Origin of the sequence: Streptomyces sp. NPDC050264 (assembly GCF_040655895.1) — a bacterium.
Lineage (GTDB): Bacteria > Actinomycetota > Actinomycetes > Streptomycetales > Streptomycetaceae > Streptomyces.
In genome coordinates, this window is sequence record NZ_JBFAKV010000003.1 from 189,171 (window position 1) to 203,142 (window position 13,972).

Annotated in this window: 13 protein-coding genes; 2 read left to right on the forward strand and 11 right to left on the reverse strand. The window is 71.6% G+C overall.

The window, feature by feature from the left end:
- Positions 1 to 22 precede the first annotated feature (22 nt).
- The 9 genes from AB0J02_RS06020 to AB0J02_RS06060 form a co-directional block, all read right to left on the reverse strand.
- Complete coding sequence (locus tag AB0J02_RS06020; protein WP_363192356.1) at positions 23 to 436, reverse strand: DUF3151 domain-containing protein; 414 nt, start codon at positions 434 to 436, stop codon at positions 23 to 25.
- A 46-nt stretch (positions 437 to 482) separates the two neighbouring features.
- On the reverse strand, positions 483 to 1,673 hold the full coding sequence (locus AB0J02_RS06025; protein WP_363192357.1) for an aminotransferase class I/II-fold pyridoxal phosphate-dependent enzyme: 1,191 nt from the start codon (positions 1,671 to 1,673) through the stop codon (positions 483 to 485).
- 58 nt (positions 1,674 to 1,731) lie between these two features.
- Positions 1,732 to 2,763 carry a class II fructose-bisphosphate aldolase gene (gene fbaA / locus AB0J02_RS06030; RefSeq protein WP_363192358.1) on the reverse strand — a complete coding sequence of 344 codons (1,032 nt, stop codon included), beginning with the start codon at positions 2,761 to 2,763 and terminating at the stop codon, positions 1,732 to 1,734.
- A 165-nt stretch (positions 2,764 to 2,928) separates the two neighbouring features.
- Entirely contained in the window at positions 2,929 to 3,486 is a 558-nt protein-coding gene (gene pyrE / locus AB0J02_RS06035) for an orotate phosphoribosyltransferase (RefSeq protein ID WP_363192359.1), read from the reverse strand.
- Positions 3,487 to 3,496: 10 nt separating this feature from the next.
- Positions 3,497 to 4,285, reverse strand: coding sequence for an aldose 1-epimerase (locus tag AB0J02_RS06040; RefSeq protein WP_363192360.1), 789 nt, complete (start codon positions 4,283 to 4,285; stop codon positions 3,497 to 3,499).
- Between the two features lie 26 nt (positions 4,286 to 4,311).
- Positions 4,312 to 5,130 carry an SRPBCC domain-containing protein gene (locus AB0J02_RS06045; RefSeq protein WP_363192361.1) on the reverse strand — a complete coding sequence of 273 codons (819 nt, stop codon included), beginning with the start codon at positions 5,128 to 5,130 and terminating at the stop codon, positions 4,312 to 4,314.
- Between the two features lie 118 nt (positions 5,131 to 5,248).
- Entirely contained in the window at positions 5,249 to 6,790 is a 1,542-nt protein-coding gene (locus AB0J02_RS06050; RefSeq protein WP_363192362.1) for a polyamine aminopropyltransferase, read from the reverse strand.
- A 98-nt stretch (positions 6,791 to 6,888) separates the two neighbouring features.
- On the reverse strand, positions 6,889 to 7,410 hold the full coding sequence (locus AB0J02_RS06055) for a DUF2617 family protein (protein WP_363192363.1): 522 nt from the start codon (positions 7,408 to 7,410) through the stop codon (positions 6,889 to 6,891).
- A 340-nt stretch (positions 7,411 to 7,750) separates the two neighbouring features.
- Entirely contained in the window at positions 7,751 to 8,077 is a 327-nt protein-coding gene (locus AB0J02_RS06060) for a hypothetical protein (protein WP_363192364.1), read from the reverse strand.
- A gap of 124 nt (positions 8,078 to 8,201) precedes the next feature.
- On the opposite strand from AB0J02_RS06060, the gene AB0J02_RS06065 reads away from it, so the two are divergent.
- The gene (locus tag AB0J02_RS06065; RefSeq protein ID WP_363192365.1) at positions 8,202 to 9,386 is read left to right on the forward strand and encodes a pyridoxal phosphate-dependent aminotransferase; all 1,185 of its coding nucleotides are present in this window, start codon (positions 8,202 to 8,204) and stop codon (positions 9,384 to 9,386) included.
- A 69-nt stretch (positions 9,387 to 9,455) separates the two neighbouring features.
- Positions 9,456 to 10,649: a hypothetical protein gene (locus AB0J02_RS06070; protein WP_363192366.1), complete on the forward strand. Its 1,194-nt coding sequence runs from the start codon at positions 9,456 to 9,458 to the stop codon at positions 10,647 to 10,649.
- Positions 10,650 to 10,659: 10 nt separating this feature from the next.
- Here AB0J02_RS06070 and AB0J02_RS06075 read toward each other — a convergent pair whose 3' ends face one another.
- Both AB0J02_RS06075 and clpB read right to left on the reverse strand, forming a co-directional pair.
- A complete protein-coding gene (locus AB0J02_RS06075) occupies positions 10,660 to 11,199 on the reverse strand; it encodes a YbjN domain-containing protein (RefSeq protein WP_363192367.1) in 540 nt (179 codons plus the stop codon).
- Between the two features lie 136 nt (positions 11,200 to 11,335).
- Entirely contained in the window at positions 11,336 to 13,942 is a 2,607-nt protein-coding gene (clpB, locus tag AB0J02_RS06080; RefSeq protein WP_363192368.1) for an ATP-dependent chaperone ClpB, read from the reverse strand.
- Between the last annotated feature and the right edge of the window lie 30 nt (positions 13,943 to 13,972).

Genomic DNA, 13,972 nt, shown 5'->3' on the forward strand with positions numbered 1-13,972 from the left:
GGGCCTCACACGCGGTACGGGACTAGCCGAGGGTCTGCGCGGCCGCCGGCGAGGAGTCCTTGAGGAACTGCGAGCAGCGCTCGTACTCCTCCTGCTCGCCGATGGTGCCGGCCGCACGGGCCAGGGCGTGCAGGGCGCGCAGGAAGCCGCGGTTCGGCTCGTGCTCCCACGGCACGGGCCCGTGGCCCTTCCAGCCGCTGCGCCGCAGGGAGTCAAGGCCGCGGTGGTAGCCCGTGCGCGCGTACGCGTAGGACTCGACGACGCTGCCCCGCTCGAACGCCTCGTCGGCGAGCTGCGCCCAGGCGAGCGAGGAGGTCGGGTACTTCGCGGCGACGTCCGCCGGGGGCGTGCCGGCCGCGAGCAGCTCGCGCGGCTCGGGGTCGTCGGGCAGGTGGGTCGGGGGCGGTCCCCCGAGCAGGTTTTCGTGAAGGCTCATGGTCTCCAGTTTGCGCCATGCGGGTGGCCGCGCTCCACGTAGGGGATCAGTCACGCGATGTGAGCGTCCGCAGGGCCCGCACGACCGCGTCGGTCCCCGCCTCCGCCTTGGCGCGCGGGCACCCGACGTTCAGCCGCAGGAAGCCCGGCTCCCCGTACGTGCCGCCCGGCATGACGGCGACCTTCTCCTGCTCGACGAGGATGCGCTGCAGCTCCTCGTCGGCGGTGACGCCGAGCGGGCGCAGATCGATCCAGGCGAGGTAACCGGCTTGCGGGGTACGCCACTTGAGCTCGGGGAAGGCCGCGTCGAGCCGCTCCTCCAGGAGGCGCAGATTGCCGTACGTGTACGCGCGCAGGGCGTCCAGCCACGCGCCGCCCTCGCGGTACGCGGCGATGTGCGCGGTGAGCGCGAGCACCGCCGGCGACTCCAGGCCCTCGTCGTGACCCATCCGCCGGATGAACTCGGCGTGGTCGTCCGGGTCACCGATGAACCCGTAACTCCCGCTCAGGGCAGGGAAGTTGAAGGACTTACTGCCGGAGGTGACCAGCGCCCAGCGCAGTCCGTCGGCGTACCGCGTCCACGGCAGATGCGTGTACCCGTCGTGGGTCAGGTCGGCGTGGATCTCGTCGCTGATCACCGCGACGTCGTACGTCCGCGCGAGGTCCGCGAGGCGCCGCAGCTCGGTGTCCGTCCAGACGTGCCCGGTCGGATTGTGCGGCGAACAGAGAACGAGCACGCGGCTGTCCGGGCGCGCCAACTCCCGCTCCAGGCCTGCCCAGTCGTCGACCCCGACGGCCCGCAGCTCGCGCCCGAGCCCGAGGATCGCCTTGCGGAAACCGTCGTACGTCGGGGTGTGCAGGACGACGCCGTCACCGGGCCGGGTCCACATGCGCAGCAGCTGCGCGATCTGGTTGAGGACGGACGGGCCGTACACGAGCCGGTCCGTGTCCACCTCGGTGGCGTACCGGGTGCGGAACCAGTCGCGTATCGCCCCGCGGAAGTCCTCGTGCCGCCAGTCGGTGTAGCCGAACACCCCGTGCGAGATACGCGAGTTGAGGGCGGCCAGCACCTCGGGCGCGCACGCGAAGTCCATGTCGGAGATGGTGAACGGCAGCAGGTCCCCCGCCGGGAAGCGGTCCGTGATGCCGTCCCATTGCACGCACCAGGTGCCGTGCCGGTCGACGGGGGTGTCGAAGTCGTAGCGCACGGTGATCTGCTCCCTGGTCGGTACGGACATGCGACGGGCCCGGCACTCGCGGGGAGCGCCGGGCCCGCACACGGGCTGCTGTGACGGGCTACTTGATGCGCGTGCCCGTGGAACGCAGGCTCTCGCAGGCCTCGACGATGCGGGCGGTCATGCCCGACTCGGCCTTCTTGCCCCACACGCGGGGGTCGTACGTCTTCTTGTTGCCGACCTCGCCGTCGACCTTCAGGACGCCGTCGTAGTTCGAGAACATGTGGCCGGCGATGGGCCGCGTGAACGCGTACTGGGTGTCGGTGTCGAGGTTCATCTTCACGACGCCGTTCTCCAGCGCGGTGCGGATCTCCTCCAGGCTGGAGCCCGAGCCGCCGTGGAAGACGAAGTCGAACGGCTTGGAGCCGGCCGGCTTGCCGTACTTCGCGGCGATGCCCTCGTTCAGGTCGGCGAGCAGGTCGGGGCGGAGCACGACGTTGCCCGGCTTGTACACGCCGTGCACGTTGCCGAACGAGGCGGCCAGCAGGTAGCGGCCCTTCTCGCCCAGGCCCAGCGCCTCGACGGTGCGCACCGCGTCGTCGACCGTGGTGTAGAGGTTGTCGTTGATCTCGTGCGAGACGCCGTCCTCCTCACCGCCGGTCGGGGTGATCTCGATCTCCAGGATGATGTTCGCGGCCTTGGCCTTGGCGAGCAGCTCCTGGGCGATCTCCAGGTTGTCGGCGAGGGTCTCGGCCGAGCCGTCCCACATGTGCGACTGGAACAGCGGGTTCCGGCCCTCGGCCACGCGGGCCGCGGAGATCTCCAGCAGCGGGCGCACGTAACCGTCCAGCTTGCCCTTGGGACAGTGGTCGGTGTGCAGCGCGATCTTGTTCGAGTAGCGCTCGGCGGCGATGTGCGCGAACTCGGCGAGCGCCTGGGCGCCGACGACCATGTCCTTCACGCCCTGGCCCGAGAGGTACTCGGCGCCACCGGTCGAGATCTGGATGATGCCGTCGCTCTCCGCCTCGGCGAAGCCCTGCAGGGCAGCGTTGAGGGTCTGCGTCGACGAGACGTTGATGGCCGGGTAGGCGAACTTCCCCGCCTTGGCCCGGTCGAGCATCTCGTTGTACTGCTCCGGGGTTGCGATGGGCATCTGCCGACTCCTCGTGAAGCGCGCGATTGCGGGTTGAGGTTGTTCTGGTGTTCCGACCGGTGGTCCGACCTCACCAAGCACCATGGGGTGACATCATCGTCGCCCCCATCTTTCCAGACTTGTGCGAATGCCGTGCGAGGGCCGGGGGTCCGGATCGGGCCGGGCTCAGTCGAGGCCGAGCTCGTCCTTGCCGAACGCGAAGAGGTACGGCACTCCGGCGCCCTCGGTGATCTTCTCGGCGGCGCCCGTGGCGCGGTCCACGATGGTCGCGACGCCGACGACCTCGGCGCCCGCCGCGCGGACCGCCTCGACGGCGGTCAGCGGGGAGCCGCCGGTGGTGGAGGTGTCCTCGACGACGAGCACGCGGCGGCCCTTGATGTCGGGGCCCTCCACCTGGCGCTGCATACCGTGCGCCTTGGCGGCCTTGCGGACGACGAACGCGTCGAGGCGCTTGCCGCGGGCGGCGGACGCGTGCAGCATCGCGCCGGCCACGGGGTCGGCGCCCATGGTCAGGCCGCCCACCGCGTCGAACTCCAGGTCCTTGGTCAGGTCGAGCAGCACCTGGCCGACGAGCGGGGCGGCCTCGCCGTCGAGGGTGACGCGGCGCAGGTCGATGTAGTAATCGGCCTCAAGTCCGGAGGAGAGCGTCACCTTGCCGTGCACCACGGCCTTGTCCTTGATCTGCTGGAGCAGCGCGCCGCGCACGTCGTTCGTCGTCGTCATGGCTACGAGCTTAAAGCCGCCGCCAGGACCAGGTGGTGCTGGCCTCCAGCGGCTCCACCGGCGTGACCAGGCGCGGCAAGGTGTTCAGGCCGTCCGGCGGGCCGGTCTGCGGCTCCACGCACACGGCCGCGTCCTGCTCGTCGTAGACGACGACCCACTGCTCGCGGCTCTTGACGTTCACCTCCAGGGCGCCGGGCCAGGTCAGCGTCACGTCGACACCGTCGGGCATGCCGAAGCAGTCGTCCCAGGGGCCGGGCTGTACGTCGACGCGGCGGCCGGTGGGCAGGTGGTCGTCGCCGCGCTCCTCCTGCCAGGCGGGCGTGAAGTCGATCTGTACGTCACTGCCGTTGAGGGTCCGGTCGAACCAGGGGTGCCAGCCGGCCTGCGCCGGGAACGAGTCGCCGTACGTCTCGATGCCGAGGGTCAGGGTCAGCGAGTCCTCGGTGAGGGCGACGATCTGCGTGACCCGGCCGGTGCAGGGCCACGGCTCGGTGAGGTCGTACGTGAAGACGGCCTCGGTGGCACCGGCGCGCGCGGTGGTCCACTCGGCGTCGCGGGCGAAGCCGTGGATGGCGTGCGGCGGCGAGTTCAGCGGCATCTGGTGGACCTGCCCGCCGTTGCGGAACCGTCCCTCCCTGATCCGTCCGCACCACGGCACCATCGGGAAGCAGCCGTAGCGCTCCCCCTGGCGCAGCAGTTCCGTACCGGCGATCTTCAAGCTGCTCACCCGGCAGCCGTTGCCCGGCGCCACGGTCACTTCCGCGTCACCCGCGGTCAGCGTCGTTTCCTTTGTCGTCACAAGGCCTGAGCCTAGGCGGCGGGTATCTACTGCCGCCTGCGCAGGGCCCGGCCGACGACGATCGCGGAGGCGAGGGCGAGGGCGGCGGCGGGTGCGGCCCAGCGCAGCGTGGCGCTCGCCGTGACGCCCTCCGGCGCGGGCATCGGGGCGTACCGGCCGCGCGGCGGCGCGTGGTCGACCTCCTCGGCGCTGCGGCCGATCATCGTGCGCCGGGCATGCGCGGCGGCGGGCTCGGCGGGAAGTTCCCCGGTGCCGCCCTCGGCGCCCTCGGCGTCCTCGTGGATGTCGATGTCGATGTTGATGTGCTCGGCGGGGTCGAGGGAGGGCGGCGGCACCTCGGTGTCGTAGACGGACACGTGCTCCGGCTCGTCCACGTCGTCGGCGGCCTCCTGGTCCGACTCGTCGTCCGGCTCCTCCGAGCCGGGCTCCTGGCCCGCCGCCCCGAGGTTGCCCGCGAAACGGTTCAGCAGCCGGTGGGCGGCCGACTCCACGACGTCCTGCGGGAACTCGGCCACCCGGCCGTCGCCCGACGCGGTGCCGGTGAACGTGAGCGCGGAGCCGCCGTCGGCCGCCGCGACGCGAGCGGTCAGCGCGAACTTCACGCCTCCCGCGCCGCGGGCCTCGGTCCCCTCACCGGTCACCGCGAACGATCCGTCGGGCGCCTCCGCCACGCGGACCGTGCCGCGGTACGTGATGGTGTGCCCGTCGATACGCACTTTGAGGCGGCCTCCGTCGCCCGCCGCGTCGCGCTGGAACCCGGGCAGGGCCCGGGCCACACGCAGGGGGTCGCAGAGCACCGCCCGAAGGGACTCCGCCAGAACCGGAACGAACACCTCATGCTCCATGCCACCCGAGCCTAGCGACTCCGTCGCCGGTGCGGGTACCGGTTCGTCGTAGGGCGCGGGTCGGCTGGAGTACCGGGGTCGTTGTCCCCGGCCCGCGGCCCACGACGAAAGCGAGCCCCTACGGCGACGGGTAGCCATAACGCGGCCGCACCAGGGTCGACGGCGAGTACCCCGGAACCGGCCGCAACACCCGCACTCCCGAGACCCCGGGCCGAGTCCGACCCCCCAGAACGAATCCCGCCCCGCCGGCCCCCCGGTACGCCACCACCCGCAACCCCGCGGAGCGAACCGTCGAGGCCACCGTCCAGAAGCGCCCCGGCACGGCCCCGCCGGCCACCACCACCCGCCCCCGCCGGTCCAGCACCCGCCCCACGAGCCCGTAGAACTCCTGGGAGTAGAGCTTCGCGCTGTCCGCGCGGCCGGGGTCCGGGAGGTCGCAGATCACCACGTCGTAGGGGCGGGGCCGGGGCGCGCGCCGGAGCCAGTCGAACACGTCGCCGGTCACCACCCGCACCCGCGGATCGCTCAGCGACCGTCCGTTCAGTGAGCTCAGCCCGGGATCGGTCCGGGCGAGACGTACGACACCGGGGTCGGTGTCGACGACGTCGACCCGGCGCACCCCCGCATGGCGGAGCGCGGTCCGTACGGCGAGTCCGTCGCCGCCGCCGAGGACGAGGACCCGCGCGTGCGGTCCGCCGCGCATCGCGGGACCGACGAGCGCCGCGTGGTAGCGCTCTTCGTCGCGGCCGCTGACCCGCAGCTGCCCGTCCAGGTACAGGGCGAGGGGGTGCCCCCGAGCGCCACCGGTCACCACGACTTCCTGCACCCCGGTCTGTTCGGCGACCCGGACGTGCGCCCCGAACACGGCCTGCCGGGCGGCCCGCTCGAAGTCGTCGACGAGGACCCAGGCGGTGGCGAGCAGGCTCAGTACGGTGACGTTGGCGGCGAGGAGCAGCCAGCGGCCCCGCACGCTCAGGTCGCGCCGGAGCAGGCCGAGTACGAGTGCGCCGCCGGCCACCGCGTTGACCACGCCGGTCAGCAGGGCGCCCGTCAGCTGGCCGAACATCGGCAGCAGCAGGAAGGGGAAGGCGAGGCCGCCCACCAGCGCGCCCACGTAGTCCGCCGCGAACAGGTCGGCGACCGCGCCGCTCGCGTCCTGGCGTCTGATCCGCTGGATGAGCACCATCAGCAGGGGCACCTCGGCGCCGATGAGGACGCCGATACCGAGGGAGAAGGCCACCAGCAGGCAGCGCGGCCCTTCGGACCACACCCCGTCCCGGCCGCCGGTCCAGGCGAACATCGCGTACAGCGCCATCGCGCTGCAGCCGCCGACGAGCGCGAGCGCGGTCTCGACCAGGCCGAATCCGGCGGCGGCGCGCGGCCGCAGCCGTTTGGCGGCGAGCGAGCCGAGGCCCATCGCGAAGACCATGACGGAGAGCACGACGGAGGCCTGGGTGACCGAGTCGCCCATCAAATAGGAGGCGAGCGCGACCAGTTCGAGCTCGTAGACGAGACCGCAGGCCGCACAGACGAAGACGCAGACGAGCACGAGGAACCGGCCGGTGCCCGGCTTCACCGGGAGCGGGGCCCGGCCGCGCTCGCCCAGGGGCCGGGACCTGCCGGGGCACGAGGGCGGCGCGGACACGTGCGGTTCGATCACGACTGGAACGCTACGTCACCGTTCGACTCCGTCTCGTCACCCACACGTGTGGTCCCGGCGCTCCGTGCGCATACTCCCGCCGCCCCCGCAGGCGCGGTTCACAGCGCGGCGGCCGGCATCCGCACCCCCACCCGGCTGCGGGTGGCGACGAGTTGTCCGTCCTGCGGATAGGCGTGCCAGGTGCGCCACTGCACCTGCCCCTCGTGGCGCTGGGCGAGCATCGCCGTGAAGGCGTGGGGGCTGCCCGGGAAGACGCCCGCGAGACCGTTCGGGTGGTCGGCGACGAGGGCCAGCAGCTCCTGAGCGCGCCCGGCGAACTGATGTGCCGTCAAGTTTTCGACTCGGGCGGCGAATTCGTACTCCCAGTCGCCGACGCGCTTCGCGACGCCGAGCGGGAGCGGGGTGCTGCTGCCGGGGATGCAGGCGACGGTTTCGGAGCAGCTGCCGTGGTCCTCCTCAAGAAGTACCTGGTGGGAGGCGCCAAGGAGTCTCAACTGGAGCTTGGCGCTCCCCAGTTCGAGGTCGAGGGTGGCGAGCGCGGGGAGCGGCTCGCGGCCCAGGGTCCAGGCCAGATCGGCCGCACTCGTGTCGGTGTAGGCGGTGTTCAGGGTCGTGAGCATGGGTCGGCTCCGCTAGCACGCAAAAGGGAGGTGGGGCCGGCTACGTCAATGGGACCGGCTCGTGCCCACGCGACGCGTTGAGTACGTAGTACGAGGGCTGCGTTGACGGATAGAAGGGAATCATGGGCGGCTGCGCCCTCACAGCGTTTTTACCCAACTTCGGAGGGTTTCCATCCCCCCGAGGGCTCCACAGTTCAACTGTTCAACTGCCACGGTCAGCTTTCGCGTCCGCCGCACCACCAGTCGGGCGTCAAGGGGAACATGCGTACGGCCCGCGCGGACCGAGGAAACCACCCCGTCCCGGTCTGCCCCGCGCGGGCCGCCTGTCCCTGCTCCCGCGTCAGCTGCCGCCGCCGCACCCGCCGCCACCACCGCACGACGAGCCGCCCCCGCAGGAGCTGCCGCCACCGCACGAGTTGCCGCCGCCGCACGAGTGGTGACCGCCGTGATGACCCGACGAACCGGAAGAGCACGAGGAGCCGCCGACGACGCCGCCGCCCCCGGCCGTACCCCCGGCCCACCAACTCTTCCTGCTCCTGCCCCGCGAACCACGTGAGCCCTTCTCCAGTGACGTACGCGGGCCGCCGCGTCCGCCCGCCTTCGCCGTCCCGACGACGATGGCGGCGACCAGTACCACGAAGACCACTGTGATGATCACTGCTCCCATCACCGGCCCTCCTCTCTCTTCCCCCGTATCCCCCGAGGGGCGCCCCGAGCGGGCGTGACAGGGGGATGCCCGGGCCCATACGCGGCCAAAGCAGAGTTGAGCAACTCCAGAGGTTGGGCGCAGGATGGCCGCCATGACCTCCAGCGCGCGCCCTCTGCTCAACCGCCGGCTCGCCGAGTTCGGGACGACGATCTTCGCGGAGATGTCCGCGCTCGCCCTGCGGACCGGCGCCGTCAACCTCGGCCAGGGCTTCCCCGACACCGACGGCCCCGAGCAGGTGCGCGAGGCGGCGGTGCGGGCGCTGCGCGACGGGCGCGGCAACCAGTACCCGCCGGGCCCCGGCGTCCCCGAGCTGCGCACCGCGATCGCCGCGCACCAGGAGCGCCGCTACGGCATCACGCTCGACCCCGACCGCGAGGTGCTGGTCACGGCGGGCGCGACGGAGGCCATCGCCGCCTCGCTGCTCGCGCTGGTCGAGCCGGGCGACGAGGTCGTCGCGTTCGAGCCGTACTACGACTCGTACGCGGCCTCCATCGCGATGGCGGGCGGCACCCGGGTCCCCGTGACGCTGCGCCCGCACGACGGGGCGTTCCGCCTCGACCTCGACGAACTGCGCGCCGCGATCACCCCCCGCACCCGGCTCCTCCTGATCAACACCCCGCACAACCCGACCGGCACCGTCCTGACCCGCGCCGAGCTCACCGCCATCGCCGGGCTCGCCGTCGAACACGACCTGCTCGTCGTCACCGACGAGGTCTACGAGCACCTCACCTACGACGACGCCGAGCACGTGCCGCTCGCCACGCTGCCCGGGATGCGCGAGCGGACCGTCTCCATCTCCTCAAGCGGAAAGACATTCTCGTTCACCGGCTGGAAGGTCGGCTGGGTGACGGCGGCGCCCGACCTCGTGGGCGCCGTCCGCTCGGCCAAGCAGTTCCTCACCTACGTCTCCTCCGGCCCCTTCCAGTACGCGGTCGCCGAGGCCCTCGCCCTCCCCGACGCCTACTTCGACGGCTTCCGCGCCGACATGACGGCCAAGCGCGACCTGCTCGCGGCGGGCCTGGCGGACGCCGGGTTCACGGTCTTCCGCCCCCGGGGCACGTACTTCGTGACGACCGACATCCGCCCGCTGGGCTTCGACGACGGCTTCGCGTTCTGCCGGGCGCTGCCCGAGCGCTGCGGAGTGGTCGCGATCCCCAACGCCGTCTTCTACGACGATCGGGAGGCCGGCGCCCCCTTCGTCCGGTTCGCGTTCTGCAAGCGGGACGACGTGCTGGCCGACGCCGTCGGACGGCTCAAGCGGCTGTAACGCCCGGGGCGCCGCCCGTCTGGCCGCACCCGGCTCGCGGGCACGGCACGGGCACCGCAAGGTTCGGTTGTGACCGAGCCCTCCGCCGCCGTCCTCGACGCCCCCTCAGCCACCGCCGCCGGACCCCGGACCCTGCCGCGCCTGCCCGCGTCCGGGGCGGTCCGCGCCCTTGGTCTCTTCGCCGCCGCCCGGCTCACCGGGATGCTCGCCGTCGCCGTCATGGCCTGGCTGAGCGGGCGGCTGCCCCTCGGGCTGCTCGGCCGGTCCTGGGACTCCCGCTGGTACCTCCACATCGCCGCGCACGGTTACGGTGCCCGCACCCTGCACTTCAGGCCCGGCATCGTCTACAGCGACCTGGCCTTCTTCCCGCTGTACCCGGGGCTGATCCACGCGCTGCACGCGGTCCTCCCGTTCAGCGCCGGGGCCTGCGCCCTGCTCCTGGCGTGGACCGCGACGCTCGCCGCCGCCCTCGGCATCTACCGGATCGGCGAGCACCTGCACGGCCGCGGCGTCGCCACCCTCCTGGTCGTCCTGTGGGGCCTGCTGCCGCACTCGGTCGTGCTGTCCATGGCGTACACGGAACCGGTGCTCACCGCGCTGGCCGCGTGGTCCCTGTACGCGGTGCTGAAGGGGCACTGGATGTGGGCGGGCTCGCTCGCCGCGCTCGCCGGACTGTCCCGGCCGAACGGATTCGCGGTCGCCGCGGCCGTCCTGGTCACCGCCGTGTGCGAGATCGTGCGGCGGCGCGGCCGGGTTCCCCACAGGCTGTGGACGGGCGCGCTGCTCGCGCCGGCCGGCTGGGCCGGGTACGTGCTCTGGGTCGGCATCAGGAAGGGCGATCCGCTCGGCGGCTACTTCACGGTGCAGCGCGGCTGGGGGTCGACGTTCGACCTCGGGGTCGGCGCGGCCCGGTTCACGCGGAAGATGCTGCTGCACGGGGACCGCTTCGTGTTCTCGATGGCGCTGGTGATCGTCGCGGTGGCGGTGCTGCTCTTCGCGCTGCTGCTCCTGGACCGGGCGCCGCTGCCGCTCCTCGTCTACAGCGGCGTGCTGCTCCTCGTCGCCCTCGGCGGCTCCGGCTTCTTCGAGTCCAAGCCGCGCTTCCTGCTGCCCGCGTTCCCGCTGCTGCTGCCGCTGGCGTGCGCCCTGGCCAGAACGGCGAGAGCCCGGCCTGTGCACGCCCTCCTGGTGGTGGGCGTACTGGCCGGGCTCTCGGTGTCGTACGGGACGTATCTGATCGTCTACGCCCGCATGCCGCTGTAGGCGGCCGGACTCACTCGGAGTCGTCGCCCTCGGGCTTCTCCTCGGCCGAGTCGACCTCGGACTCCAGGCCGAGCTGCTCCACGAGCCAGCGGTCGAACTCGATCGCGGCGCGCACCCAGCTGACGGTCGACGACACGAAGTGCTCCAGGGAGACACCGGTGCCGATCAGCATCTGGGCCTCGCCGATGAGGCGGACCGTGCCGTCGTCGTGCGTGTGGCTGTAGACCTTGGGCCACAGCGTCCGCCGGTTCCAGTCGTCGATGGACTCCAGGAGCTGCGGCTTCACCTCGATGCCGTGCGGTCGGTCGTAGAACGTCCGCACCGAGAAGACCTGCTGGTCACCCTCGCCGCGGAACATGAAGTACGTACGGAACTCTTCCCACGGCGCGGCGAGGTCACCCTCGTCGTCGAGGACGTACTTGAGCTCCATCTGCTCCAGGAGCTGCTTCACCAGGTCCTGGTCGGGGATGACGGGGCCTGCCGGTCCTGCCCCCTCCTGCGGTTCGGGCTGTCCCCCGAAATTGGGGATCGAGGACGGATCGATGCTCACGTGCGTGGTCCCTTCGTATGGCTGAGGCCCATCCTCTCCCACGGGGCCCCCCGGGGGGCAAGCCCGGAACCGCTCCTGCCAAGTTTCGGCCGTTCGCCGACTGCGGACAGCCGGCGAACGTCCACTACGGCGCCCGCTACAGCGTCTTGCCGGTGGCGGGTCCCACGATCAGGCCGTCGCCGAACGCGTCCACCCGCACCGTGTCGCCGTCCTTGACCTCACCCGAGAGGATCTCCTTGGCGAGGCGGTCGCCGATGGCCGACTGCACGAGGCGGCGCAGGGGGCGCGCCCCGTAGGCCGGGTCGTTGCCCTCGTCCGCGAGCCAGGTGAGCGCCGCGTCGCTGACTTCCAGGGTGAGGCGCCGCTCGGCGAGGCGCTTGGCCAGCCGGTCGAGCTGCAGCCCCGCGATGCGACGCAGCTCGTCCTTGTCCAGGGCGGAGAAGACCACCAGGTCGTCGAGCCGGTTGAGGAACTCCGGCTTGAAGGACGTCCGTACGAGGTCGAGGACCTGCTGCTTCTTCTCCTCGGGCGTCGTCAGCGGGTCCACCAGGTACTGGGAGCCCAGGTTCGACGTGAGGACGAGGATGGTGTTGCGGAAGTCGACGGTGCGGCCCTGGCCGTCGGTGAGACGCCCGTCGTCGAGCACCTGGAGCAGGATGTCGAAGACCTCGGGGTGCGCCTTCTCGACCTCGTCGAGCAGCACGACCGAGTACGGCCGGCGGCGCACCGCCTCGGTGAGCTGGCCGCCCTCCTCGTAGCCGACGTAGCCGGGCGGGGCTCCGACGAGCCGCGCGACGCTGTGCTTCTCGCCGTACTCGCTCATGTCGATGCGGATCATGGCCCGCTCGTCGTCGAAGAGGAAGTCGGCGAGCGCCTTGGCCAGCTCGGTCTTGCCGACGCCGGTCGGGCCGAGGAAGAGGAAGGAGCCGGTGGGACGGTCGGGGTCGGCGATCCCGGCGCGGGTGCGGCGCACGGCGTCGGAGACGGCGCGGACCGCCTCGGTCTGGCCGATGAGCCGCTTGCCCAGCTCGTCCTCCATGCGCAGCAGCTTCTGCGTCTCGCCTTCGAGGAGGCGTCCGGCGGGGATGCCGGTCCAGGACGCGACGACGTCGGCGATGTCGTCCGGGCCGACCTCCTCCTTGACCATGGTGTCCCTGGAGACTTCCTCCTCGGCCTCGGAGGCTTCCTCCAAGTCCCGCTCCAGTGAGGGGATTTCACCGTAGAGAAGCTTGCTCGCGGTGTCGAAGTCGCCGTCGCGCTGGGCCCGCTCGGCCTGCCCGCGCAGCTCGTCGAGCTTCTCCTTGAGTTCACCGACGCGGTTGAGGGACTGCTTCTCCTTGTCCCAGCGGGCGGTGAGCCCCCTCAACTCCTCTTCCTTGTCGGCGAGATCGCGGCGCAGCTTCTCCAGGCGCTGCCTGCTGGCCGGGTCGGTCTCCTTGCCGATCGCCAGCTCCTCCATCTTCAACCGGTCGACGGCGCGCTGGAGTTCGTCGATCTCGACCGGGGACGAGTCGATCTCCATCCGCAGCCGGGACGCGGACTCGTCGACGAGGTCGATGGCCTTGTCGGGGAGGAAGCGGGAGGTGATGTAGCGGTCGGAGAGCGTGGCGGCCGCGACGAGCGCGCTGTCCGCGATCTGGACCTTGTGATGGGCCTCGTACCGGCCCTTGAGGCCGCGCAGGATCGCGATCGAGTCCTCGACGCTCGGCTCGGCGACCAGTACCTGCTGGAAGCGCCGCTCCAGGGCGGGGTCCTTCTCGATCCGCTCGCGGTACTCGTCGAGGGTCGTGGCGCCGACCATGCGCAGCTCACCGCGGGCGAGCATGGGCTTCAGCATGTTCCCCGCGTCCATGGCGGAGTCGCCGCCGGCGCCCGCGCCGACGACGGTGTGCAGCTCGTCGATGAACGTGATGATCTGCCCGTCGCTCTCCTTGATCTCGGAGAGGACGGTCTTGAGCCGCTCCTCGAACTCCCCGCGGTACTTCGCCCCGGCGACCATCGCGCCGAGGTCGAGGGAGACGAGCCGCTTGTTCTTCAGGCTCTCCGGCACGTCTCCCTTCACGATGCGCTGGGCGAGCCCCTCGACGACGGCGGTCTTGCCGACGCCGGGTTCGCCGATGAGTACGGGGTTGTTCTTGGTGCGGCGGCTGAGCACCTGCACGACGCGGCGGATCTCCTGGTCGCGCCCGATGACGGGGTCGAGCCGTCCCTCGCGCGCGGCATCGGTGAAATCGGTGCCGAACTTCTCCAGGGCCTTGTACGAACCCTCGGGGTCGGGTGTGGTCACCCGGCGCCCTCCCCTGCTCTTCGTGAATGCCTCGGACAGCTTCTTCGTACTGGCCCCATTCTCGGCCAGTACGTCGCCCGCGGCCCCGCCCTTGGCGGCGATACCGATCAGCAGATGCTCGGTGGAGAGGAACTCGTCGCCCAGCGCCTTGGCCCGCTCGGCGGCGTCGGCGACGACGGCGAGCAGCTCACGGTTGGGCTGGGGCGGCGCCACGGTCGACCCGGTGACGCTGGGCAGGGAGTCGACCACGCGCTCGGCGCCGGCCCTGACCTGCGCCTGGTCGGCGCCGACGGCGGCCAGCAGGTCGGTGATGTTCTCGTTCTCTTTTCGGCCTCGCCCCTCCAGCAGAGCCAGCAGCAGGTGCGCCGGGGTCAGATCCGGGTGCCCCCCGGACACGGCCCGGCTGGTGGCCGCGTTGATCGCGTCGCGGCTCCGGTTCGTCAGCTCGGCGTCCACGTAACTGTCTCCTTCTCCTCCACGTCACGG